This window comes from Paenibacillus sp. FSL H3-0321, assembly GCF_038002865.1.
GTDB lineage: Bacteria > Bacillota > Bacilli > Paenibacillales > Paenibacillaceae > Paenibacillus_AQ.
In genome coordinates, this window is the sequence record NZ_JBBODH010000001.1 from 3,730,924 (window position 1) to 3,756,757 (window position 25,834).

At 52.5% G+C, this 25,834-nt stretch carries 19 protein-coding genes; 9 read left to right on the forward strand and 10 right to left on the reverse strand.

The window, feature by feature from the left end:
- Window positions 1-243 precede the first annotated feature (243 nt).
- Complete coding sequence (locus MHI45_RS16470; RefSeq protein WP_076109710.1) at window positions 244-3,960, reverse strand: S-layer homology domain-containing protein; 3,717 nt, start codon at window positions 3,958-3,960, stop codon at window positions 244-246.
- Window positions 3,961-4,032: 72 nt separating this feature from the next.
- Window positions 4,033-4,803, reverse strand: coding sequence for a hypothetical protein (locus tag MHI45_RS16475; protein WP_076109711.1), 771 nt, complete (start codon window positions 4,801-4,803; stop codon window positions 4,033-4,035).
- A gap of 505 nt (window positions 4,804-5,308) precedes the next feature.
- Between MHI45_RS16475 and MHI45_RS16480 the strand changes: the two genes are divergently transcribed.
- The gene (locus MHI45_RS16480; protein ID WP_179091696.1) at window positions 5,309-6,673 is read left to right on the forward strand and encodes a dicarboxylate/amino acid:cation symporter; all 1,365 of its coding nucleotides are present in this window, start codon (window positions 5,309-5,311) and stop codon (window positions 6,671-6,673) included.
- A 136-nt stretch (window positions 6,674-6,809) separates the two neighbouring features.
- On the opposite strand, the gene MHI45_RS16485 is transcribed toward MHI45_RS16480, so the two are convergent.
- The 4 genes from MHI45_RS16485 to MHI45_RS16500 form a co-directional block, all read right to left on the reverse strand.
- Window positions 6,810-7,802: a Gfo/Idh/MocA family protein gene (locus MHI45_RS16485; RefSeq protein ID WP_341119214.1), complete on the reverse strand. Its 993-nt coding sequence runs from the start codon at window positions 7,800-7,802 to the stop codon at window positions 6,810-6,812.
- 96 nt (window positions 7,803-7,898) lie between these two features.
- On the reverse strand, window positions 7,899-8,858 hold the full coding sequence (locus tag MHI45_RS16490) for a 1,4-dihydroxy-2-naphthoate polyprenyltransferase (protein WP_340896150.1): 960 nt from the start codon (window positions 8,856-8,858) through the stop codon (window positions 7,899-7,901).
- A gap of 33 nt (window positions 8,859-8,891) precedes the next feature.
- Complete coding sequence (locus MHI45_RS16495) at window positions 8,892-9,665, reverse strand: DUF6081 family protein (RefSeq protein ID WP_341119215.1); 774 nt, start codon at window positions 9,663-9,665, stop codon at window positions 8,892-8,894.
- 41 nt (window positions 9,666-9,706) lie between these two features.
- Complete coding sequence (locus MHI45_RS16500; protein WP_341119216.1) at window positions 9,707-10,624, reverse strand: prenyltransferase; 918 nt, start codon at window positions 10,622-10,624, stop codon at window positions 9,707-9,709.
- Between the two features lie 172 nt (window positions 10,625-10,796).
- Here MHI45_RS16500 and MHI45_RS16505 point away from each other — a divergent pair, with 172 nt between their 5' ends.
- The 7 genes from MHI45_RS16505 to MHI45_RS16535 all read left to right on the forward strand — a co-directional run bounded on the left by MHI45_RS16505 (window position 10,797) and on the right by MHI45_RS16535 (window position 21,156).
- Entirely contained in the window at window positions 10,797-13,154 is a 2,358-nt protein-coding gene (locus MHI45_RS16505; protein WP_341119217.1) for an EAL domain-containing protein, read from the forward strand.
- Window positions 13,155-13,276: 122 nt separating this feature from the next.
- The gene (locus MHI45_RS16510) at window positions 13,277-13,897 is read left to right on the forward strand and encodes an acetate uptake transporter (RefSeq protein WP_038597625.1); all 621 of its coding nucleotides are present in this window, start codon (window positions 13,277-13,279) and stop codon (window positions 13,895-13,897) included.
- 259 nt (window positions 13,898-14,156) lie between these two features.
- Entirely contained in the window at window positions 14,157-16,298 is a 2,142-nt protein-coding gene (locus MHI45_RS16515; protein ID WP_341119218.1) for a bifunctional diguanylate cyclase/phosphodiesterase, read from the forward strand.
- A 100-nt stretch (window positions 16,299-16,398) separates the two neighbouring features.
- Window positions 16,399-17,283 carry an AraC family transcriptional regulator gene (locus MHI45_RS16520; RefSeq protein ID WP_076109717.1) on the forward strand — a complete coding sequence of 295 codons (885 nt, stop codon included), beginning with the start codon at window positions 16,399-16,401 and terminating at the stop codon, window positions 17,281-17,283.
- Window positions 17,284-17,424: 141 nt separating this feature from the next.
- Complete coding sequence (locus MHI45_RS16525; RefSeq protein WP_076109718.1) at window positions 17,425-18,705, forward strand: glycoside hydrolase family 27 protein; 1,281 nt, start codon at window positions 17,425-17,427, stop codon at window positions 18,703-18,705.
- A 286-nt stretch (window positions 18,706-18,991) separates the two neighbouring features.
- A complete protein-coding gene (locus MHI45_RS16530; protein WP_038597634.1) occupies window positions 18,992-19,468 on the forward strand; it encodes a DsrE/DsrF/DrsH-like family protein in 477 nt (158 codons plus the stop codon).
- Between the two features lie 176 nt (window positions 19,469-19,644).
- Window positions 19,645-21,156, forward strand: coding sequence for an aminotransferase class V-fold PLP-dependent enzyme (locus tag MHI45_RS16535; protein ID WP_144024265.1), 1,512 nt, complete (start codon window positions 19,645-19,647; stop codon window positions 21,154-21,156).
- On the opposite strand, the gene MHI45_RS16540 is transcribed toward MHI45_RS16535, so the two are convergent.
- Complete coding sequence (locus MHI45_RS16540; protein WP_076109720.1) at window positions 21,142-21,786, reverse strand: TVP38/TMEM64 family protein; 645 nt, start codon at window positions 21,784-21,786, stop codon at window positions 21,142-21,144. The genes MHI45_RS16535 and MHI45_RS16540 overlap by 15 nt on opposite strands.
- A gap of 163 nt (window positions 21,787-21,949) precedes the next feature.
- Between MHI45_RS16540 and MHI45_RS16545 the strand changes: the two genes are divergently transcribed.
- A complete protein-coding gene (locus tag MHI45_RS16545) occupies window positions 21,950-22,465 on the forward strand; it encodes a GNAT family N-acetyltransferase (protein WP_341119219.1) in 516 nt (171 codons plus the stop codon).
- Between the two features lie 369 nt (window positions 22,466-22,834).
- Here MHI45_RS16545 and MHI45_RS16550 read toward each other — a convergent pair whose 3' ends face one another.
- The 3 genes from MHI45_RS16550 to preA are packed head-to-tail and all read right to left on the reverse strand — an operon-like array spanning window position 22,835 to window position 25,794.
- A complete protein-coding gene (locus MHI45_RS16550) occupies window positions 22,835-23,074 on the reverse strand; it encodes a hypothetical protein (RefSeq protein ID WP_076111043.1) in 240 nt (79 codons plus the stop codon).
- Window position 23,075: 1 nt separating this feature from the next.
- Complete coding sequence (gene hydA / locus MHI45_RS16555) at window positions 23,076-24,503, reverse strand: dihydropyrimidinase (RefSeq protein ID WP_076111042.1); 1,428 nt, start codon at window positions 24,501-24,503, stop codon at window positions 23,076-23,078.
- A 1-nt stretch (window position 24,504) separates the two neighbouring features.
- Entirely contained in the window at window positions 24,505-25,794 is a 1,290-nt protein-coding gene (preA, locus tag MHI45_RS16560; RefSeq protein ID WP_076111040.1) for an NAD-dependent dihydropyrimidine dehydrogenase subunit PreA, read from the reverse strand.
- Between the last annotated feature and the right edge of the window lie 40 nt (window positions 25,795-25,834).

The following is a 25,834-nucleotide window of genomic DNA, read 5'->3' on the forward strand; positions in this document are numbered from 1 at the left end:
TTCAATACTATTCCTATTCTATCAAATTTTACAACGTTCCTCATGTGAGCAATCGCAACAAACTAACCCTACAAAGTAGGGTTTTGGCTTTGAAAGCAACACAGCACCTTTGCGGGGCCCTGAAAACTTATACATTCACGAAAAAAAGGAGCGGCTACAGGGCCGCCCCTTATAATGACTCGTATTTATGCTAGCAGAATAGGACATTAACCGATTCCGGTTTTCTATTGCAGCGCAGTCTTTCTACTTGGACAGCAGATTATAAATAACCTGCGCCGCTTGCGCCCGGGTCGAAGGGTCGAGCGGATGGATTCTTCCGTTAGCCCCCTCGACAATGCCGCGTTCCACTAGTGCATTCAGTGCTTCCTTAGCGTAGCCTGCAACATCAGCTGCATCGCTGAAGCCGGTCAGCTCCTTGCCTGAGTTCTTCCCGGGAAGCTCTCCCAGAGCATCAAGGGCGCGGTACAGCAGCGTGAACAGCTCCTGACGCGTGATATAGCTATCCGGTTTGAACTCGTTGTTGCCGGAACCGGAGGCAATGCCCAGCCGTTTGGCAGCGGCCAGATAGTCGCTGTAGTACGTCTTCCCTGCATCGCTGAAATTGCCTTCAGCTCCCGCTTCCGGCGCAATGCCGTAAGCCTTAAGCAGCAGAACGATAAACTGGCCTCTGGTGATGTTGTCATTCGGGCTGTAGCTGTTGCCGGCAGTACCTGAAGTGATTTCTCTTGCTGCCAAGAAGCTTACAGCATTGTTATACCAGGCGGTGGCAGCAATATCGGCAAAACTGACCTTGTTATAGGCAATGATATATTGCGAGAAATGGGTGGTCACAAATTCCACCGCTCCCGCAGCCGCATTGTATTTGCCCCGGACAATATCCAGACCACCGGCACTGGTGATGTTGTAAACAATAATGGAGCTTGCTTCTTCGCCTGCCTGCAGCTTGTAAGGAAGGCTGAGCTGCACTTTGCCTCCGCCGAAGACAGCCACCTTGCTGTCTCCTGCTTGAACTGTCAGATCATACACCGGTCTGTCGCCGAGCACAGCCTTACCTTCCTCGGTTAAGGATACTTTGGCAATTCTGATGACAATGGTCCCGGCATCGGCGGCTGTGCTGATGCTTGCCACCGCAGTGGAATCAAAGGTGATCTGCCCAACGTTCTCGACATTAATCGTAAGTCTGGCATTCGTGCCGGAAGCTACTTCATTAAATGCGCTTCTTGGAATGCTGAGTTCAGTGGTCTTGGTACCCGTACCTGCTGCAATCTTGATTTCCAGAACAGCCTTCTTTCCTTGCGCTTCCGCAGCCTTGGCGCTGCTGACAAGGCCTGCCACCGCATCGGCGGTAACAGCAGCTGTGGTCACGCCAGTAGCATCGTCAGTTTTAACCGATGCGGTTGCAACTGTAGTCACTGTATCTCCGGATGTTGTCGCAGACGGAGCTGGACTCGCGCTTGGTACCGGAACAACCGGTGTTCCACCGCCGCTCCCGCCGCCCGAACCTGTTGCCGGCACATAGGCTGGTACGACAACATTGGTATCCGGGCTTGGCTTATAGCCCAGCTTGCCAGCAGTTCTGACGTTATAGGTTCCAGCGGCCAGACCCGTGATTTCTTTATCGGTTGCCGGAATGTAGACGGATGCCGTTGACAGCTTGTATTCCAGGGCTGTCGTTGTGCCTGTAATCACTCCGTTCTTGTTCTCGGAGGAGGTAGGCGCTATGCCGGCCAGACCGGTTGGCGCAGCCTGTTCCTGAAGGTTGCCGGGGACAACTACATCGGCCGCCGGGCTTGCTGCATAACCCTCTTTGGCCGGATATCTTACGTTGTACACGCCCGGTATCAACCCGGTGGTTTCTCCGTCTCCCGCATAGACATATTCCGTAACGGTGGACAGCTTGATCTGCAATTGCTTGGTGGTCCCTGTGATCTTCCCGTCTTTATTCTCCCAGGTAGTCGGCTTCACTCCTGCCAGGCCGGTAGGTGCCGCCTGTCTGTCTGTAAAGGCCGGAACGGCAACACTAGCCTCAGGGCTTGCCGCATTTCCTTCCTTAGCCGCATATCTTACCTGATAGATACCCGGTATAAGATGTACAGGCGATACATCCTTGGCATACGTATATTCCGTAACCGTTGCCAGTCTGTATTCCAGCGATTGCAGCTCTTCCGCGCTCAGCGCTCCTTTGGCACCGCTGATCTGTCCATCGGCGTTCGCCGCAGTTGTCGGCGGCAATCCCTTTAATCCTGCAGGGGCGGCCTGCTCTCCGGGCAAGGGCACAACCACTTCTACCGCTTCTCCCGCAGCGTATGGAATGGCCGTGGTTCCTTCCGGCTTAATAATAGGACCTTGGAAACCCGCAGTGGCTTTATATCTTACCAGATAAGTTCCCGGCTCCAGTCCCGAAATCGTACCGCCTGCGGCAGATTGATATTCATAGACGGAATCCTGCACACTTTTGTATTTGTATTCCAGCTGGCTGTTGGCTCCTCTGATGGTGCCGTCTGCGGTGCCGTACAATCCGGCAGGCACAGCCTCCAATCGGGAGTACAAAGTATTCAAAGCTTGAATGGTATTTTTGTACCTGGAGCCGTCGGAATAACCGCTGCTTACATAACCCGGCTGGATGTTCGTCCAGGAGTACATCAGCTCCACGTGCCCCAGAATAGGAGCCTTTGCTCCAGCCGCATCTTTGTTGTCTTTATTGTACGTGAAGAGATACGGCACTTGAAGTCTGTCGCCTGTGACTGTCTCGTTCAGATCATTAACATAACTGATCACAGAGGGTTTAGCCGCCTGATTATTTTCTGTCTTGATATTGGTGAGATAGGTATCCACCAGATCCACGTAGAGATTGGCATACGGATGATTGCTCGTTCTAATCTGCAGCTCATTGTTATTATGCGGATTGGCCCGTCCGTTGGTTCCCGTATTATTACCGGACTCAGCTACCGTCAGCCCCGAATCGAGCTTCGTATCAAAGAAATAGATCTTGTCTATATGGTGCGCGATCGCTTGTTCATTGATATATTTGATGATTGCCTGGGTATTCGGGCACCATGAACCCCCAAACAGCAGGGCATAATTGCCGTCACTGGCCAGAATCTGCTTCAGCTGATGATAGGTCACATGCTCAAGCACCAGATTTTTGTCCTCCGGAGTAAAAATAATATTCCCATTGTTCTCACCGGCATAATTCCGGTTAAATGCCGATTTAATATACTCGGATTCATTGATCACACTGTAAGTGGAAGCAGCCTTAAACACCTGTCTGACAGAGTTTTTATAAGCATCGACCTTGGCTGGATCAAGCTGGCCGCTTGTCTGAAATTGTTCCCAAGACCCACCGTCTTTCAGATAGGAAACAATAGGCGCGCTGTTGCCTTGTCCATCCTTATGATCCTTGTTGTACAGGAACAAGAACGGAGCATCAATCTTGTTGGCAGAAACAGTCTCGCCAGCTGCATTCACATAGCTGACGTTGTGTTCCCGGTCGGTTTTGTCATACAGCGAAAGATTCTTCAAATATTTGTTGACCAGATCAACGTATTTATAGGCATACGGATTATTGCTGTCTGCGATATCAAGAGTGGCCCCGTCCAGCTTGGTGTCAAAATTATAGATCGTGGGAACGTTGATCCCGGTTTCCTTGGCTACCTCATTAATGAACCCGATATTGGCCTGGGTCTCCTCGCTCCAAGTGCCGCCAACCAGCACAGCATAAGTACCCTCACTCTCAAACAGATTGACGATATCTTCATATGTAGCGGTCTTGTACACATGATTACGGTCATTCAGGCGGGGATAATTCTCATAAAAATAATTATATGTGCTGACCGTTCCGGAACCGCTGAGCGGAAGAACCACTTCAGCCCCTGCCTTGCCGGGGTTAACCGGCAAGACGAGCAACGCAGCCGCCAAAAGCGGCGTAAGGATTTTTTTCAGTGTTTGCTGTCTTTTCATTAGCGCACCTCAACTTTATCTTTTTCTGTACTTGCAATACCAAGCTTCAGGAGTCTAAAAGAAAAAAACAGCTTAAGGGCAAACTTCCTCTTCAGCAGCCGGGGCAGGCGCAGGATTGCTCACAGCCGGTGCTGCTGCCGGTGCGCTGGCCGCTTGGGATGAGGATGTGCCGGCAGCAGCTTCTGACGCCGGAGCAGTTGTGTTCGCCTTGACTACCTCAGTTGTCGAGAATGTCACCTTCTTCGCGGCAGGCTGTTCAGCAGCCGGAGCGGCTGTAGCTGCAGCCTGTACTTCAGCAGCCGGTTTCACCGTTTCGGCCTTGGGCGCTGCAGTTGCTTGCGGAGCCGCAGTTGCCTTTGGAGCTGCGGCCGCTTTAGGAGCAGCAGCTACGGTGTTGGCTTCAGCCTTGGCAGTTGCCTGGGGCTGCGGCTCTTTAGCCGCAGGAGCAGCAGTCGCCTTAGCTTGAACAACCTCCGCCTTGGCCTGAACTACCTCTTGCGCCTTGGCCGGAGCGGACGGCTTACCCGCTTCAGTTGCTGCCGGCTCAGCCGCCGGTGCTGCTGTCGCTGCGGCCTGCGCTGTATCGGCAGCTCCGCCTGCAGCCTTGTCTGCAGCTGCCGCTTGAACCGGTGCTGCCGTGGCAGCTGCCGTCTCTACAGACTGAGCAGGCCCGGTCGCTGCCGGTGCAGCGGCCTGAGCCACACTACTGTCAGCCGCTGTTTTCACAACAGCCGGTGCTGCTGCCGCCTCAGCACTATTGTCTTGCTTCGCTGTCACAGCCGCATAAGTCAGAGCTGAGAAAATCAAAGTTGCTGCTACTACGGATACAGTGAGCTTTTTCATAAATGGTAACCATCCTTTTCTCTGGCCCGGTGCAGTGTACTTAAGTTCATACGCCCGCCCCTTGGCCTGTTCTAATGTTGGACTATCGAATTGGATACACCTATCGCTTATTACCTTTCTATAGATTTTTGGCAAAAAAAATAGAGCTTCAATACAGTGCAATAGCAAGCACTGATTGAACCTCTGGTCGTCCAGTCGATTCCCGTCTGCAAATCTCCAACAGCAAAAAGTTATCCTGTGATGTGATTGATATCATGTTAATAAGGGATCACATTCTTGTCAATCCCTAAATTATATTTTTCTCATCGTTTTTGTTGGAATTAAACATTACCACCTCGAATACAATAGCTTAACCAAGGAAAACTGGGGGATATTAGGACTTCGAAACAACGTAAATTTACAATTCTTATCTTTTAGAAAAGGATTGACAGTACAGCGGAACTTCCAGTATATTTATCCCACATTAATTCTTACATAACTAATTGGATTAGGGGGATTATTAAAAATGTCTATCGACAACAACTTGATCACCGCCATCGAAAGCAACTGGTATGGCTTTGTTGTATCGATTTTTGTATTCGGGGTACTCTTCCTTTTGGCCCGCAAGCGCGTCGGGTTTGGTACGCGGGTCATTGTAGCCCTGGCAATTGGTCTGGTCGTCGGCATTCTTTTTCAGAATCTGGAGTTTGACACCAAGGCTATCACCACCTTCGGCAGCATCTATGTCAGCCTGATCCGCATGCTGGTCGTCCCGTTGGTCTTCGTTCTGGTGCTTAACAGTATTGCATCGCTGACCAATCTGGAGTATTTGCGTAAAATCGGGTTCAAGACCTTTGCCTGGTTCCTTGGAACAACGGGTATTGCTTCAATAATAGGTCTACTGGTTGCACTGCTGTTCAACCCGGGAAGCGGCATTCAGCAGGATGTGCCCGCCGACTTCACCGCCCGTGAAATTCCGACCTTCTCCCAGGTCATTCTTGACCTTGTACCTTCCAACCCGATCAATGAAGCGGCTGAAGGCAAGGTTGTGCCAGTGCTTATCTTTGCAATCTTCCTTGCAGTGGCCATCATCAAGATCGGATCGAAAAATGCAGAGTCCGTGAAGCCTGTGCGTGACCTCATTCAATCGCTGACACTGGTGCTGCATCAGGTCGTTAAATTCATCATCCGGCTGACGCCTTACGGTGTATTTGCACTCATCGCCGGCATCACTGCCCGCTACGGCTGGGAAACGCTGCAGGAGCTGGGAAGTGTAATTATAACCTCCTACGTCGCACTTATTATCCATTTTGTGCTGGTGTTTGGCGGGCTCGTATTTTTTGTGGCCAAAGTCAATCCGCTGCGCTTCTTCCGCAAAATATATCCGACCGTTGCCGTGGCCTTTACGACCAGAAGCAGCTACGCTGTACTTCCGGTTAATCTTGAGGTTATTACAAAACGGCTGCATGTTTCTCCCCGGATCGCCAGCTTTGTCGCTCCCCTCGGGGCGTCAGTCAACTTCAACGGCTGCGGCGGGATCTGGCCGGCCATTGTCGCTGTCTTCACTGCACAGGTATTCGGAATAGATCTTGGCTTGACCGACTATATTCTGCTAGTCTTTGTCAGCATTATTTCCTCCATCGGAGTTGCCGGTGTGCCCGGACCCGCAGTGATCTCGACAACCGTCGTACTTACCGCACTAGGCCTGCCGCTTGAAGGTATCGCAATCGTCGCCGGTGTGGAAGCACTGATCGATATGGGCCGCACAGCTGTAAATGCTACCGGTACAACCGTCACCGCCCTGTTGGTAGCCAACTCCGAAGGGGAGTTCGACCGGGATGCCTTCAATAACGACAACGACGAAGATGAGCTTATTGCATCCGCCGTATAATTCACTGCCTGCGGTATCCGTTTCAGCGAGAAATAGAAGGATAAATTATAGCGTGAAACATATAAATATCTTTCCAAAAAAACGGCTGCGCCGTCCTCGAAGAGGACAGCACAGCCGTTTGTGTTTACAACAAAACTTACAGCAGAATCCGTTCCCGCCGGCGGGCAGAATCGAGGCAGGTCTCAATCAGCCGCATATTCAGCACCGGATCATCTGCAGCTACTCTGGGTTTAACCCCGGAAACGGCGGCCGCAAAATTATCGGCCTGCCAGACATAAGGATTCGCGCCGGTGGCTTCGATCACCTTCGCTTCGCCGCCCGTATGCAGGATGAATTCCGCATCCTCAAATCTCGCATTGAACGGCATCTGAACTTCAATCCGGCCTTCCGTGCCGAGTACCTCCAGCAGCTGGCGGTTGTAGGCCCACATCCCGCAGTCGAAGATCAGGCTTACTCCGCCTGGAAACTCAACCAGACCCGAAGCCATCATATCCACATTGTCATGCTCCGGGGAGAAAATCGCTTGTACCGTTACCGCTTCCGGCTCCGCAGCGAACAGCATACGCGCCGCGCTGAGCGGGTAACAGCCGACATCGTACAAAGAGCCCCCGCCCCAAGCCGATTTAAACCGGATATTTGTCGTATCCCCGGCATCATTATATGTAAATGTTCCGCGGATCGAACGCAGTTCACCGATTTCTCCCCGGGCTATAATATCCTGCAGCTCGGCAATCCGCGGATGATGCCGGTACATGTAGGCCTCAGCCAGATGAACACCGGCCTTCCGGCATGCCTCTACCATCTCTGCCGCCTCAGCACTGTTAAGCGCAATAGGCTTCTCACAGAGCACATGCTTGCCAGCTTCCGCAGCACGGATGACCCATTCCCGGTGAAGATGATTCGGAAGCGGAATATAGACCGCATCAATCTCCTGGTCCGCAAGCAGCTCCTCATAACTACCGTAGGCCTTCTCTATTCCAAACTCGGCAGCCACGGCACTGCTTTTCTCCAGTCCACGGCTCGCTACTGCTGCGATGATGCCGGATTCCGATTCCTGAATTGCCGGCATGACGGAATTTGTGGCAATCTGGGCACATCCCATAATTCCCCAACGAAGTTTCTGCGCCATAGATGTACACCTTCCTTGTATTAGATTGTCTACTTATACCTATAGACACCATATCATAGAATAAGGTTTATCTCTATTTACAGAGGTAGGATGATGTTATGAGGTGATCCAAATATCCAGCACAACGGCCAGTCCAAGCACAATAACGCGGGCCATGCTCATCAGCACGAAATTTTTGACCGCCAGGATAAAGGTCGTCGCCTTCTCCTGCTTCTCATAAAACAGGGCAATATTGCGGCGCAGCGGGATCAGTGTCAGCAGCAGCAGCACAACCAGAACAGGATGGACGCCAAGCAGCAGCAGCACGATCAAATCCAGAAAGGAGACATAGTAGAGAAGCTTAAATAGCAGCAGCGCATTGCCGCGGCCGATGTAGACGGGCAGTGTATACCTGCGGTTCTCCATATCATCCTCAATGTCGCAGATGTTGTTCGCCAGCATGATTCCGGCAATTCCCAGAATCGCCGGCACCGAAAACCAGAATAGATACAGGACCTCCACAAAGTTGATATGCAGATCAATCCAGCCTTCCCGGAACAGCAGGGTAACAACACTCTGCTCGGAATGGATGTAAGCCGAAATGAAGATGATGACAAAGCCCATAAACAGGCCGGAGAACAGCTCACCCAGCGGCATCCGCGAGATCGGTATCGGCCCGAATGAATACAAGATCCCGATCAGGAAGGATAATCCGCCGAGCAGAAATATGATCAGACCGGTCTGGGAGACAAGCGCAATCCCGCCCCCGACCGCCAGCACCAGCAGGATGATAATCGTCGCCACCACAGTGCTTTCTTTGAGCTTGTAATGAACAATGGCATTATGGGTCTCATAGCCGTAGCCGTGGGTTTTGGCCGCTTTTTTGAAATCGTAATAGTTGTTAATTGCCGTTGTCGCCATATCGAAGCTCAGCAGGGACACGAACATGAGCGCAAAACGCAGAAGATAAAAATCCTCAAACCGGTACAGGGCATACAATGACCCAAGCAGAAACGGGATAACACTAGCCACCTTGGTCGGCAGCTCTACAAATCTCAGAAAACTTTTTACATTCAAGGCGATCCACCCTCATCTGTCAAATAAGCACGGTTATTGTGCGGATGTTGTTATGGTCAGCGGAGACCACTCGGCGATGACTGTCTGGCCATGGGCGGACACACTGCCTTCGGGCGTGAGGTCTTTCTCGGTCATAATGCCCAGCGCTACAGTGAAGCTGTTGAATTTGATTGGCACATGCTGCTCGCGCCGCACCTCTTTGCCGTTGACATAGAACACAGCCTCATCGTTCCCGCGGTTATAGGTAATCTTATACGTGTTGAATTCACGCGGTTTGAAGTCCGTATCTTCCTTAAAAATGCAGAAGTATTTTGTGCCGCCGGTTTCAGGAACCTGCACGCCCGGGAAAGGCAGAACTCCGTAGACGCTGGCATATTTGTCGTTTCCGGCAAAGAAATCAAGCGCTGCCCCCGTCGTGAAATCAAGCAGATTCAGCGAAACATAACCGTCATACAGATCTCCGGGTGCCGTACCCTGTGTGCGGGCGCGAATCTGCAGCTCGAAGCTGATCTCTCCGCTCTCCGGCACCTCGACCGGCTGAGCCGAATAATACATATGCTTGGCATTGTCGAGAATCTGCACCTGGTTGTTCTGGCGGGACAGCTGGGCCCGCACATACAGGTAGCCATTGCGTACAATCACAACAGCCTCCGGCTCACGGTATGCCCAGAAAGAGCCGTCCGGCAAGGCGAACCCTCCGGTCTTCCAGACCTTGCCCTCCGACAATATAGTATGAAAGTCTCCGAGTACGACCGGGTTATTCTGTGCAGCCTGTGTATCTTCACTGCTTGTTTTATTCTTGTCCATGGGGTTCACTCTCTTTCTATCATCTAATCTTCAGCAATTTATTACATTAAGCCTTGAATCAGCAGTGCTACCGCCATAATTGCACCGCAGCGCACGGAGGCCTGCTGCGAGGCGCCCATCAGCGGCAGATAGGCTGGTGAGGCATTTTGCGGCTGCAGGCCACGGTATACATGCACAGGAGCAATCGCAGTGAGCAGTGCGAGCAGCGCATAAACCGGAAGCACGCCAAAGCCCACGCAGATGATCAGAGAAACGTAGGAAATATAAAGCAGCACACGTGAGAAGATCAGCGACTTGCGCTCTCCCCAGACGACAACAAGCGTACGCTTGCCTGCCTGCTCGTCCGCTTTCCAGTGCAGAAAATGATGGTTGAACAGCAGCAGCGTCGTCAGAAGCCCCACCGGAACCGAAAGCAGTACCGGCTTCAGGCTGAATTCGCCGGTCTGCACGAAATAAGAGCCGAGTACAGGCATAATGCCAAACGCAACGAAGATGGCGAATTCACTGTAGCCCTTGCCCCGGTACCCAAAACGTAGCGGTGGAGCGACATAGAAATAGGCGATAAGTGCCCCTGCCGCTACAAACCAGAGAATCTCCCAGCCGCTATAAATACTGAGCACCGCGCCGCAAAGCACGGCGACTGCAAGCAAGCTCCAGGTCAATACTGCGAAAACGGTCTCCGAGAGCAGACCTCCGGACAAAAAACCGGAGTTTGTGGAAATCATCCCCGGTGTATTTTTTGCCTCCATATCGGTCCCGTTGCGAAAGTCCCATAAATCATTCACCATGTTGGAGAACAGATGCGCAGATATTGCACCGATGATCGTTATAACAAACAAAAACGGATGGAACTCTCCTCCCCATACATATGCCCCGACAGTTCCCAAGACAACCGGTATGAGCATAACTGGGATGGTTCCAAACCGTGTAGCTTTCTTAAAAAATATCCATTTGTTCATAACCAAGCTGATCCCCTTCTATTATAATGTGATAATTATTATTGTTTTTATATTATACATCAAATTTCGACAACTAGGGTAGAAAAGCGCTGCAAAATATTCCCTAATCATGGTACACTGGTTTTAATGGTACTTATTTCCTATCAAGTCTAAAGATACTAAGGGGAACAACATGAAGCTGCGCAAAAAATTAGTGATCTTCATCTGTGTTGTTGCCCTATCCGGCTTAGGGCTGACTTATCTGCTCCTGCACCTGATAATGCTGGGCCGCTTCGAGAAGCTGGATGAAGCCGCACTTCGGTACAAGCTGGAGAATGCCGTCTCTTCTTATCAGAATGAGCTGCAGAATATGAAGACCCAGTTGCTCAAATATTCGGTTTGGGATGAAACCTACCGGTTTGCGGAATCCACGGACCCCGCAGACTCTATTAGTGATGCCTACCTAAGCAGTAACTATAGCCGGACAACTTATGAGATTAACCATTTTGATATGATGGCCCTGCTGAACCCTTCGGGCACCCCCTTGTACGGTGGCACTTACAATCAGGACTCCCGCAGTATAACTCCGCTAACAACGGAGATCCTCGCCTTATTCAGGGATATTCATCAACGGCTGCCGGAATTTTCGGGCGCAGAGGACAGCACAAGCGGCATTGTATTACTGGATAAAGGGCCTATGCTGATCACCCTCACCCCTATTGTGAACAGCGACAAAACGAAACCGGTTATTGGAACTGCTGTAGCCGGCAGAATGCTGCTGCAGGAGCAGGTCACACAAATCTGGAACGAGACACCGTCCACCATCCAGATCACTCCAGTGAACCCCGGCAGACTCGCGGAGAGCAAAAGCAGCAATATCTGGATGAGCCCTGCCTCGAACAACGTGATGTCCATTCACACAACTATATATGACCTGTTCGGCAACCCCGGTGTGGTTCTCACCCTCAAGCATCCGCGGCAGATTTACTTAAGCGGCCTGCAGTCGATCACCAGCTTCCAGCGGTGTTTCTTTGCCGTCACTATGCTGATGTGTGTGGCCAGTCTCCTCTTCGTCAATCGCTCTATCCTCGGAAGAATGTCCTTGCTGACCCGGAATATCCGGGCTATCGGCAACAGCAAGGATTTATCCATCCGGATCGGCTCTTCCGGCAAAGACGAATTCAGCGATGTGGAGCATGAGTTCAACCGGATGATTGATTCCTTGGAACAGGCGCAGGAAGAGCTGCAGCTGCAAGCGATGCTTGACCCTCTGACTCAGCTGCCCAACCGTTCGCTGTTCTTCGCGAAGCTTAATGAAGCGATTGCTTCAATTAAGGGAACCGGCAGACAGATCGGGCTGGTATTTATTGATCTGGATCACTTCAAGACCGTAAACGATACACTCGGCCACGACTTCGGTGATGCCATGCTGAAAGAAATCGCTTTGCGGATTTCCCAAGTTATCGGACGTTATGATGTGGTGTCCCGTCTGGGCGGCGATGAGTTCACGATCCTGCTCGCCGACATCCCCGATTCGGACAGCATTTCCGAGCAGCTGCTGCGCATACGGGAGACGCTATCGCTGCCCCACCGCATACAGGGACATCTCCTCTACAATACGGCCAGCATCGGCGTAAGCATCTATCCGCAGAACGGTGAAGACGCCGACTTTCTGGTCAAACAGGCTGATCTGGCCATGTTCCATGTCAAAGAAACAGGCCGCAACAATATTTTTCAATACTCTGAGGATCTTGAAGAAAGTATCCGCCGCAAAAAAGTACTCTCTCAGCTGCTGCTGTCCGCAGCCGTTAATCATGAATTTGAAGTCCATTATCAGCCGATCCTCAGCTCCGGCAACCTGAAGGTTTCGAAGCTGGAGGCGCTGCTGCGCTGGACAAGTCCTGCATACGGCCCTATCTCTCCCGGTGAGTTTATCCCGCTCGCCGAAACCAGCGGCTCTATTGTAAACATCGGGAGCTGGGTGCTGCGGCAAGTCTGCTCCGATCTGCGTACTTTCCGGCAGAATGGGCTGGAGCTGACCGTAGCGGTCAACATTTCCGCCATGCAGCTGATGCAGCCGGGACTGTCTGAGCTGCTGCTGGAGCTGCTCCATGAATACGGGTTGCCCAGCTCAAGCCTGGAGCTGGAGATTACGGAGAGCGTGCTGGTGTCAGGCGACAGCATTTTCCATTCGCTGCAACAGCTCAGGGGACACGGGTTCCGCATTTCCCTGGACGACTTTGGTACAGGTTTCTCTTCCCTCAGTTACCTGCGGCGCTTTCCCGTTGATGTAATCAAAATCGACCGTTCTTTTGTTTCCGAGATGACACTCGGCCCGCAGGGTGACGTGCTGATCAAGGCCATTATTGAGCTTAGCCATACCCTTGGGCTGCAGGTAGTCTCCGAAGGGATCGAGCTGGAAGAGCAGTTCGACATGCTGCGCCACCTGGGCAGTGATGAGCTGCAGGGCTACTATATCAGCAGGCCGGTAAAATCCCAGGAGATCCCTGACTTTTTAACGCAAAATAATCTCCTTTACCACAGTAAATGAGCACTCTTTTTTGTAGGCAAGCTCAAAACGATATGATATGATAGGCAAGCTGATCACAGCACCCATTTCCGGGTGCTGCGATCCTATGCGAACACTTATGAAAATTGGAGGCTTTAATTGCTATGTCAGCGCAACCGCAAACACAATCCGTCAAAATCGTCACTGCCGACCCCAGCGCCATCGGCTTGTTCGGATTGGCTATCGTCACCTTGGTCGCTTCTTCACAAAAGCTCGAAATTACAACAGGTCTCAGCTACTGTATTCCATGGGCTATATTCCTCGGAGCCTTCGCCCAGCTGTTCGCTTCTATCCAGGATGCCAAGCACAACAACACCTTCGGAATGACCGCTTTTGGCGCTTATGCGTTCTTCTGGTTCGGTATGGCCGCAAGCTGGCTGATCAAGCTGGGTGTATTCGGTACGGTTCTGGCGGAAGGCGTTGATCCCAAGCAGCTCGGCTTTGTTTTTGCGGGTTATTTGGTCTTCACGCTGTTCATGACCCTCGGCGCTGTGGAAGCCAATAGAGTGCTGCTTGTTATTTTTATACTGATCGATTTCCTGTTTCTCGGCTTGACCTTTGATGCGTTCGGAGTGGCTGCGGAATTCTTCCACAAGCTGGCTGCCGTATCGGAACTGGCCATTGGTATCGTATCACTGTACGGCTGCGGCGCATCCGTGCTCAACGCTCATTTCGGCCGCACGTTCCTGCCAATCGGCGCACCGCTGGGTATTTTCAAGAAATAATCCCGTCTCTTCACTTGCACAAAGTCCATAATGTACTCATTTCTAGAGCAACGGATAAATACAGGCTGCCTTTAGGCGGAACGTATTTATCCGTTTTGGATTTTATAGGGTTCTTGTTAGGTTTTTCCTTGCACAAAGGCAATAAAAATGACATGCTAAAGAAACACCCACGACATATCTCGACATTTTTCTGCAGTGCTGGAACAGCTTCTAATGAATTATAAATATAATGTTGAATTTCGGGTATCGGAGGCATTCCATGGCTTTCTTTAATAAAAAGCCTTTAACGATCATCCTCGGCTTCTTAGTCGCGCTGCAGCTCTCTCTGTTCTATTATTACTCCTTATCAGTGAACCGGGAATACCGGGCTGAAAAAGCCGACTTGTCCTCAAAGGCAGTCATGTTATCATCGAACATTGAAGAGAAGGTTTCGATTGTCAAAGGTGTTAGTTCTTTTATTCAAACGGTCGGCTTTGATGCTGAACCAGCGCTTATTAATCAATATTTAATGAAGGCTTATAACAATTCAAGCAATATTATGAATATTATGATCGCTCCGGACGGCCTCATCCGTTATCTCTATCCTCTCTCAGGCAATACAGCGATTCTTAATAAAAGTCTCCTGCTCGATCCCAACTTGTCCTCGCCCGGTTTGATTCAAGAAACGATCACTTCCCGGGGCATTACGGTGGACGGTCCCCGGATACTTGCCCAGGGCGCCCCCGGCATGGTGATCAGGCAAGCTATTTATAACGGCAACTCATTCTCCGGCATCGTTTCCGTCACACTGAAGATCGATGATATTGAGAACCAGCTGCTGCTTAAAGACTCCCCCATGTACGTAACTGATGAAGATCATACCTTTTTGTTTGGCAATCAAGCTCATGGGAACGAAGAGCAGGTCACGGTCCCCATTGAAATTAAAAATCAGCATTGGCTGATGGGAATCCCTTTTTCTTCGCACAAGAAATGGGAGATCTTCCGCAGCGTTCTGTGGATCGACATTTCCTTTCTGCTCGTTATGGCTTTTATTCTGTATATCTTCTGGCATCAGGGCCGGTTCAACCGTGAACTGGAGCGTGTGGTCAGTATCCGCACCCGGGATCTACGAATATCCAAACGGCTGTATGAAAAACTTGCCCATTACGACAGTTTGACGGAAATTCCGAACCGGCGTTACTTCATGGATGAATTCGGGCGGCTGCTGCAATGCGCCGAGCCTACGCAGACCTATACGCTGTTCTTTTTTGATCTGAACCGGTTTAAGGAGATCAATGATACTCTCGGCCACTCCACGGGCGATCAGGTCATCAAGACACTGGCCAGCCGGCTGAAGGACAGCGGCCTGCCCTTTAAGCTGTTCGCGCGCACCGGCGGCGATGAATTCGTGATGATCTTCTCCGATTTGCCGCGGGAGCAGATCCCGGAAATTGCCGGGCATATCAGCCTGCTGATCTCGGAAACGCTGCTAATTGCCGGGGCATATTTAAGTCTATCGACCAGCATAGGGATCTCTCTCTATCCGGAGCATTCCCTCCACAAGGAGGATTTACTGAAATTCGCCGACATGTCCATGTATCAGGCAAAGTCGCAGGAAGACAGCAATTATTTTGTGTTCGACTGGGAGCTGCGCGAGAAGCTGGAGCAGAAGACGATGATCTCCAAGTACCTGCATTCCGCGCTGGAGCGTGAAGAATTTGTGCTCCATTATCAGCCGCAGATCAATGCCGTGACCGGCCAAATGGTTGGTATGGAGGCCTTGATCCGCTGGAATCATCCGGAGAAGGGGCTGATCGGGCCCGGAGCCTTCATCGCCGCTGTGGAAGACGCCGGGCTAATGATTCAGCTCACCGACTGGGTGCTGCAGGAAGTATGCCGCCAGCTCTGCGAATGGAGAACGATGGGCATGCCGCTGCTGCGGACATCCATCAATATCTCCAACAGCTGGTTCTATAACCGGAATCTGATAGAGAACCTGCTTGGCGTGCTTGAGCAATATGGGCTGGAGACAAATATGCTGGAATTCGAGATCACGGAAAGCACCGCTCTGCTGGAGGAGCATTATCCGCTGCTGCAGCAGATGCGCGACCATGGGATTGTCGTTTCGATTGACGACTTTGGCACCAAATATTCTTCACTGAACTATTTGAAGCATTTTCCTGTCAACAAGATCAAGATTGACCGCACCTTCATCACCGGCATTGGTGTCAGCTCCATTGATGAGACGATTATTAAGTCCATTGTTTATGTCGCCTCCCAGCTTGGTTATGACCTGATTGCGGAAGGCGTAGAGACGCCTGAACAGGCCCAGTTCCTGATTAAGCATGACTGCCCTTATATCCAGGGATTTCTTTATTTCCCTCCGCTTCCTGCGGATGAGATCTTCAAGCTTGCTTCCTGACGTTGCCCGGGAAGATGCTGTACCGTATGTCTTAGGCTCCCTTCGGGGAGCTTTTTCTGTACTATATATAATAAGTAAGCACTACCGGAGGTGGGATTCTGTGAAAAATGAAAAGGCCTTAGGGGTGTATGGCTTCCGCTTTAGCGAGCCGGAGCAGTTGCCGCTCTGCAACCTCTTTGCAGTCGGGCATGAGATTGTGAGTGATCCTTCTTACCACTGGAATGGAATGGAGCGCCGTGACGGGCCCCTGTTACTCTTCCAATATACAGTTGATGGCGCAGGGGGATTCAGTACGGAACACGAGAGTTTCAAAATCAGCTCCGGGCGGGCATTTCTGGCGGAAATCCCCAGCATCCACAGCTATTATTACCCCGGCGGTTCCCAGCCGTGGGAGTTTTATTTCCTGCTCTTCAGGCCGCAGCTGGTACAGCCCCTCTGGGAGGAGATCAAGGCCAAGCTCGGTCCGGCTCCGGTCATCGACGCGGGAAGCCTGCCCATCCGCATGCTGCGGGATATTACCCGGGAAGCCCATAGCGGAAAAATTACCGATCCATACATTGCCTCCTCGCTGCTGTATCAATTCATGATGGAGCTCGGCAGACTGTCCTCCAGCGGGCCGCGCCATGAAACGGAATGGCCGGCGGCGGTTAGGGATGCCGTTAATTTTATCGAAGGCCATTACAACTCCATGATTGGCCAGGAAGAGCTTGCGGAGAAGCTCGGACTTTCCAAATTCCATCTGCTGCGGACATTCAGCAAATATGTCGGTGTAACACCCAATGAATACCTGAACCGCATCCGCATCGAGCGGGCGGTGGACCTGCTGCGGACAACAGACCACAGTATTGAGGCCATCGCGGTTCAGGTCGGATATTCCACCGGAAGCTATTTCATCAAAGTGTTTCACAAGCTGACGGGACAAACGCCTGGCAATTTCCGCACCGGAAACGGCAGTCTCCAGTATAACCGTTTGTTCTTCAGCTAAATTCCCGACATGCGCAATTTTGTGCTATCGAGACAACTATTTTACTGTAGAAATGGGTTTTGAAAGTGTTTTATGATGGATCTGTTAGAGCAAGTTTATTCTACAACCCCTTCCGGGGGTTTAAGGAGCGAGATCATCATAATGAGTCACTTACAGTATGCGAAAACACCGCCTATGGGCTGGAACAGCTGGGATTGCTATGGAGCTGCAGTTACGGAACAGGAAATCCGCGGAAATGCTGAATATATGGCGGCGAACCTGAAGTCCTTCGGCTGGGAATATGTCGTTGTGGATATTCAGTGGTATGAGCCGGGGGCAATTTCTTCGCAGTACCGTCCTTTTGTTCCGCTGGAAATGGACGAATATTCCCGGCTGATGCCGGCAGTGAACCGTTTCCCCTCGGCAGAAGGCGGCAAGGGGTTTCTCCCTTTGTCTGATTATGTACACAGTCTGGGCCTTAAATTCGGCATTCATCTGATGCGCGGAATTCCAAGACAGGCGGCGCATGCCGCCACCCCGGTCAAAGGATCAGCGGCGACCGCCCGGGACATCGCCCACCCCAACTCCATCTGTCCCTGGAACACCGATATGTATGGGGTTGATGCTGCCAAGGAAGGCGCCCAGGCGTACTACAATTCCCTCTTTGAGCTGTATGCCGAATGGGGCGTAGACTTTGTGAAGGTGGATGATATTGCTGCGTCCAGACTGTATGATACACACCAGCCCGAGATTGAGCTGATCCAGAATGCGATCCGGCACTGCGGACGCCCGATGGTCCTAAGCCTCTCCCCGGGACCGGCACCGGTTTCTTACGGAGATTTCCTCGGCCAACACGCCAATATGTGGCGGATCACCGATGACTTCTGGGATCATTGGGACCTGCTCCTGGATATGTTTGACCGCTGTGAGGCGTGGGCAGGCAAAGCCGAAGCCGGCAGCTGGCCGGATTGCGACATGCTGCCGCTGGGCCATATCGGCATCCGCTCCGTAGACGGCGGCGGCGCTGACCGCTGGACTCGCTTCACGCCTGATGAGCAGGTCACCATGATGACCTTGTGGAGCATCTTCCGCTCGCCCCTGTTCTTTGGCGGCGAACTTCGAGATAACGACGATTGGACCCTTTCCTTGCTGACCAACCCAGATGTACTGGAGATGCACCGCAACAGCAATGGCGCACGCCTCATCAGCCGGGCAGGAGACCGCGTGGTCTGGACGGCGGAAGGAGACTCCGGGTGCCGCTATGCCGCGATGTTTAATACCGGTGAAAACACCCAGAAGGTCAGCGTAACTCTCGCAGAGCTGGGCCTTGAGAGACCAGTCACTGCCAAGGAGCTTTGGAGCGGGGCGGAGGTTGGCCCCGTGCAAGACGAGCTCGCTTGCGAGATTGCTCCGCATGGCGCAGTACTGTATCGTCTGGCGTAGCTCCCGCAGCAGCGATAACAGGCAGGATGGAATAACAGTTGAATGAACCAAGTGATTCATCTTACGGCAGACCCGGATTAACGGGCCTGCCGTTTTGCTGCGGATATATGCCGGGAAATCCAACCAGCCATAGCACATCCCCTCGCAGGACAGTCACAGGATAGATCCAATCGAGTCAATCCCCTATACGCCTAGCGGCATTTGGAACATCCTGTGACAGCAGGCATACTTCTCCTCGCGGTAACCATACTAAGGTCATTCTATGAAGTGACGGAGGAATGCAGCGATGGGCAAAAAGATGAATCTGCTGATGTTCAGCGGGGAATATGACAAAGCAATGGCCGGGTTGATCCTGGCCAATACCGCAAGGGATATTGAGGTTGAGGTCACAATGTTTTTCGCCTTTTGGGGCCTTTTTCTGGTCCGCGACCCGGAGAAGATGACACTTGAGGATAAGACAATTTATGAAAAGCTGATGGATGTCATTACACCGAAGGGACCTCAGCACCTCCCGCTTTCGCGGATGAACTTCAGCGGCCTTGGACGGATGATGCTGGAGGAAATGATGGAGGATCAGGGTGCGCCGAAGCTGATTCATTTTCTCAAGGGCGCCCGCAAAAAAAACATTAAATTCTACGCCTGCAAGCTGTCCGTAGAGATCATGGGCTTTAAGCCGGAGGAGTTTCTGCCTGAGGTGGAGATCATTGATGCGGCCACCTATCTGAAGGATGCGCTGGAAAGCGACATGCAGCTATTTATTTAGAGGAGCTCCTCAATGAATGCAGACAATAGGCTTTAACCCATTGCCTCCACCGGGCATATACTAAGCCTGGGAATATAACCCCACTCTTAATTAGCAAGAAGAAACGGCCGTGCGTCCTTTGTGAGAGGGCATGATCCGTATCTTGCGAGAAATCTACCGGGCTGGAGGGATTGTCTGTGCTGAGCATTAACCACGCTTCTTCTGCGGAGGAGCCCGCTTCACTGCAAGAGCATTTCGCAACGTTTCGCGAGCATACCATCGGCAACCGGCATTCTATCTCCACGCCTTATGGACGGCAGCCGCTGCTGTATGCCGACTGGACCGCCAGCGGGCGCTTGTATGAGCCGATTGAGCGCAAAATGCAGGAGACGTTCGGCCCCTATGTCAGCAATCCGCATACCGAGTCCAATACGACCGGTTTAACTATAACACTGGCCTATGCCGAGGCGCAGAACATCATTAAGCGGCATGTTCATGCCGGGCCGGGAGACGCCCTGCTCTTCTGCGGCAACGGCACAACCGGAGCAGTGAACAAGCTGCTGCGGCTGATGGGCCTAAAGCTGCCGGAATGGATGCGGGATCATTACCTCTGTCTTCCAGAGGAACGCCCGGTTATCTTCATCAGCCACATGGAGCATCATTCCAACCTGCTGCCTTGGCAGGAGGGCATCGGCGACGTGGTCACCGTACCGGCCGGAGCGGATGGAAGCATGGACCTCCGGCAGTTGGAGGAGCTGCTGATCCGCTACCGGAACCGCCGCTTCAAGATCGGCTCCTTTACCGCCTGCTCCAACGTAACCGGCATACAGACCCCGTACCACAAGCTCGCTGCGGCGATGCACCGGCACGGAGGCCTCTGTTTTGTCGATTTTGCCGCCAGCGCGGCTTATGAAGAGATCGACATGCATCCTGCCTCCCCGCTGGAGAGGCTCGATGCCATCTTCTTCTCTCCCCATAAATTCCTTGGAGGCCCCGGTTCAAGCGGGGTGCTGGTATTCGATGCCACGCTTTGCAGGGGCCAGCTCCCGGATGAGCCCGGCGGCGGCACGGTGGTCTGGGTCAATCCCTGGGGCGGACGCCGCTACATAGATGAAGTGGAGGTCCGCGAGGACGGTGGAACACCGGGGTTCCTGCAGGCCTTCCGCACAGCGCTCTGCCTGAAACTGAAGGAGAAGATGAATGGCGACGGGCAGTTCATGATGCGGAGGGAACAGGAACTGTGCCGCCAGCTTCTGACCGGGCTTGCCGGAATCCCCGGATGTTACATCCTGGCGGGTGATCATAACAAACGCCACGGCATCGTATCCTTTATCTTGAAGGACATCCATTACAACCTGGCCGTTAAGCTGCTGAATGACCGTTTTGGCATTCAGGCCCGCGGAGGCTGCTCCTGCGCCGGCCCCTACGGACATTATCTGCTTGGACTTGACGCCAAGCATTCCCAGCATTTCATTCAGGCGATTCAGGCCGGAGACCAGTCTTTGAAGCCGGGTTGGACCCGCCTTTCGCTGCACCCCATCATGACAGACCGCGATGTCCAAACGATCATCTCTGCAGTGCAGAGCATTGTCCGCCATATAGAGGAATGGAGACAGGATTACCGCTATAACGCCTCTACAAACAGCTGGGTTCATGTCAGCGGAAACCATGAGACCGATGCTGACATCAGCGGACTATTCGTGGTGTGAAGAATTCCCTGCGGCAAGCGGCTTCTCCTGTCCCCGCGCCGCCCGGGCAAACCGGGCCTCTATGGCCTTGACGCACCATAGGGAAACACCGATGAACAGCAGCACATAGATGATCTCCCACGGATTGCGGATAAACCGATCCAAGTCATTTCCGATATAGGAAACTGCAAACACCATGATGGCTTTGCCTGCACACAAAGCGAGCAGATAAGACCGCAGGCGCATGCCGGCAAGACCGGCTGCCATATTGATGACCACGAAAGGCCCTACCGGAAATATACTGAGCAGGAAGACATAACTGAACCCGCTCTGGCGGACCCACGTCATGCTTCTCGCTACTTTTGGCCGCTGCGCCCACTTCCGCAGATAGCGGTGGGACGCAATTTTGCGGATAATCATAAACGTGGTCACACAACCGGCAACCAGCCCGATCCAGGAATACAGGAATCCGAGCCATAAGCCATAAACCGCACCGTTTAATCCCACAATCGCAATCGTAGGCAGCGGCGGTACAAAAGATTTCATAAAAGTCAGCCCGATCCCGGGCAGCGGCCCGAGCGAGCGGTACTGCTCCAGCAACAGCCGCAGACGTTCCTCTGTCAGCCATGATACCGTATCCAGAAAGTACATACCCTCCCGCACTCCTCATCCTTGCTAAATTTGAGTCTGTATAATTTGTGGCGCCGAGCCTCAATTATACAATACATTTGCGTAGGATTGCCTTTTCTGTTGGCAGCATCCCGTTCTTCTTGTACTATGTTGCTATGATTATCAATGTAAAGGGGAGAGATTCATGTTAATGCCATCGGGACTGCTGGATATACGGAAAACTGTGCTTCAAGATTTGGATTTCGTCCTGGCTGCTGAGCAGGCCGAATCTAATCGCCGCTTTATCGGACAATGGAGCAGGGAACAGCATGATGCAGCACTACAGGACGGGGATATTCTGCATCTCATCACCCAGGATAAATCCGGGAAACAAGTGGGCTATGTGATTATAACGGGGCTGCAGGACCCTAATCTTAGTGTCTGCATTAAGCGGCTTGTCATACAGGCTAAGGAACGAGGCTACGGAAAAACAACCCTCTCACTGCTGACGGATTGGATCTTCGCCCAAACCGAAACCCACCGGCTGTGGCTGAACGTTAAAGAACATAACTCCAGAGCCCGTCATGTCTATGAAGGCGCAGGGTTCACACTGGAAGGCACCCTTAGGGACAGTATAAAGACTGGGGATTCTTTTGAGTCGCTGCACATCATGTCGATTCTGCGGTCCGAGTATTTGGACAAGCTGCCGCTAAAGGCATAATCTTCTTGGCGCCAATTCCGAAACCCACCGGCTGTGGCTGAACGTTAAAGAACATAACTCCAGAGCCCGTCATGTCTATGAAGGTGCAGGGTTCACACTGGAAGGCACCCTTAGGGACAGTATAAAGACTGGGGATTCTTTTGAGTCGCTGCACATCATGTCGATTCTGCGGTCCGAGTATTTGGACAAGCTGCCGCTAAAGGCATAATCTTCTTGGCGCCAATTCCCTCTGCAGCCTTTAGCAGGGCAAGTTCTCTACATAAATCTTCCTGACTGCACAAAAAAACTGCCCGATAGGAGCCAATGTTTCTTGGCCTACCGGCAGTTTTTTTTTGACACGCGGACCCTGTATCTTAGAATTGTCGCGCCTTACGTATGCGTTTCTATGGGGGTGGCCGGTCTCTGACCCGATATAACCACCGTCGTCACATGCTTGCGCGCATCCGCCGTCAACAGCTGCAGCTCCACCGGCACCCTGCCCAGGCTGCTGTGAATAAATTTTACCCTGGCACCGTCCAAATCCTCTTCAATACTGACGATGGAGTAGCCTTGCAGCAGCAAAGCGTTAATCTCCTGCCGCTCTTGGTCAAACTCATCAAATGCAGACATCTCAGACCACTCCTCCGCTGATTTCCGCTTTGGCCGGACGCGGCGCTTCCGCTGCAAACCGTTTGCGGTGCAGGTATTTGCCGGAACCCGCCCGGCCGACAAACTGCTTGTCGCGGATCACGAATTCCCCCCGGCTGAGTACGGATACCGGTTCGCCTTTGACCTCAAAGCCCTCAAACGCGTTGTAATCAACATTCATATGATGGGTTTCAGCAGACAGTGTTCTTTCCACCGTCGGATCGAAAATCACGATGTCGGCGTCGCTGCCTACAGCTATGGTGCCCTTTTGCGGAAATAGGCCGAACAGCTTGGCGCTGGAGGTCGAGATGATATCCACGAATTTATTAAGCGAAATCCGCCCCTTCTGTACCCCTTCGGAGTAGAGCAGGCTGAACCGGTCTTCAATCGTCGGCCCGCCGTTCGGGATCTTGGAGAAGTCGCCCAGACCCAGATCCTTCTGCCCCTTGAAGTCAAAGGAGCACTGATCGGAACCGATCGTTTGCAGCGTGCCGCTCCACAGCGCATCCCACAGCACCTCCTGGTTCCACTGCTCACGCAGCGGCGGAGACCAGACATATTTAGCGCCTTCAAAATCAGGCTTCGCAAGCGCGGTCTGATCCAGCACCAGATATTGCGGGCAGGTTTCACCGTAGACACGCAGCCCTTTCTTGCGGGCTTCGGCAATCTTCCAGGCCGCTTCGGCGCAGGTGACATGTACGACATAGAGCTGCGAATCGGTCAGCTCCGTCAGGTAGGCGGCCCGGCCCGTGGCTTCGCCCTCCAGCTCTGGAGGGCGGGTTAGCGCATGGTAGATCGGATCGGTGTTGCCTGCGGCCAGAGCCTGCTCCACCAGATATTCGATCACATCCCCGTTCTCGGCATGGACCATAACGAGTGCACCTTCCCGCTTGGCCGCCTGCAGAGTCTTATACAGTACGCCGTCATCGGCCTGAAAAGTGTTCTTGTAGGCCATGAACACCTTCAGCGAAGTGATGCCTTCGTCTTCAATAATTTGCGGCAGCTCGCCCAGCACCTTGTCATTCAGCTCCGAAACCATCAGGTGAAAGCTGTAGTCAATCACCGCTTTATCCTGTGATTTGTTATGCCAGGTATCGACAGCCTGCTGAAGCGGCTGGCCTTTGGTCGTCAGGCAAAAGTCGATGACCGTTGTCGTTCCGCCATAGGCGGCGGCAATCGTGCCGGTCTCGAAGTCATCAGCCGTCACGGTTCCCCCGAAAGGCATATCCAGATGCGTATGGGGATCTATCCCTCCCGGAAAGACATAACAGCCGGAAGCGTCAATAATCTCCGCACCCGGCGCTTCCAGATTCAGCCCTATTCCGGTAATAATGCCGTCCTCAAATAGCACATCTCCCGTATAAGTATCCGCTGCGGTAACGATAATACCATTTTTGATTATCTTCTTCATGCTAGATCACCTCCGCTTCTGAATACGAGCCGTTCAAGCCGCTGATGACCTTCTGACGCTGATTCCAGGTCAGAGGTGCCGCGCCGCTGTCCAGGGCAACCATATCAATGGCTCCGTCTGCCGGGCAGACAATGGAGCACAAATTGCAGCCCACACAGTCTTCTTCACGCACTTGCAGAATCGCCTTTCCTGCGGCATCCGTTAACATGTCGATACATTGATGCGAAGCATCCTCACAGGCAATATGGCATTTGTTGCAGTTGATGCAATTCTCCTCGTTAATCCGTGCAACGACTTTATAGTTGAGGTCCAGATCACCCCAATTGGAGTACTTAGACACCGATTTACCGGTCAGCTCAGTGACCGAAGCCAGCCCTTTATCATCCAGATAATTGTTCAGGCCGTCGATCATCTCCTCGACGATCCGGAAGCCGTGATGCATGACTGCCGTGCAGACCTGAATGCCCGTAGAGCCCATCAGCATGAACTCGACCACATCCTGCCAGGTGGAGATGCCGCCAATTCCGGAGATCGGCACGCCAACCCCGCGGTCGCGGGCACATTCGGCCACCATGCTGAGCGCAATCGACTTCACCGCCGGGCCGCAATAACCGCCATGCGCGCCTTGGCCGCCGACATTCGGAATCGTGTTCCAGCTGTGAATGTCCACGCCGGCCAGGCTGTTGATCGTATTAATCAGGCTGATCGCATCGGCTCCGCCTTTAACGGCATGGCGGGCAACGACTGTAATATCCGTTATATTCGGGGTCAGTTTCACAATGACCGGCGTGGTTGCGACTTCTTTGACCCAGGTCGTCTGCGCCTGTACGAGGTCGGGCTGCTGGCCGGAGGCTGCGCCCATACCGCGTTCCGCCATCCCGTGCGGGCAGCCAAAGTTAAGCTCCAGGCCGTCTACGCCGACAGCCTCTACCCGTTTGACGATTTCATGCCATTTGTCCTGCCTCGGTTCGACCATGAGGGAGGCAATAATCGCATGACCCGGAAACTTTTTCTTCGTTTCATAGATCTCCTTCAGGTTCACCTCAAGCGGGCGGTCCGTAATCAGCTCGATATTGTTGAAGCCCGCCACACGCTGACCGTTGAAATGCACGGCCGCAAACCGGGAGGAGGTGTTAATAATCGGATCACCGAGTGTCTTCCACACCGCCCCTCCCCAGCCGGCCTCGAACGCCCGCTGCACTTGATAACCTGTATTGGTAGGCGGCGCAGACGCCAGCCAGAATGGATTAGGTGACTTGATACCTGCAAGATCAATACTCAAATCTGCCATTGATGTTCCCTCCCTGTCATATAAAGTCCGGTTGAAGCCG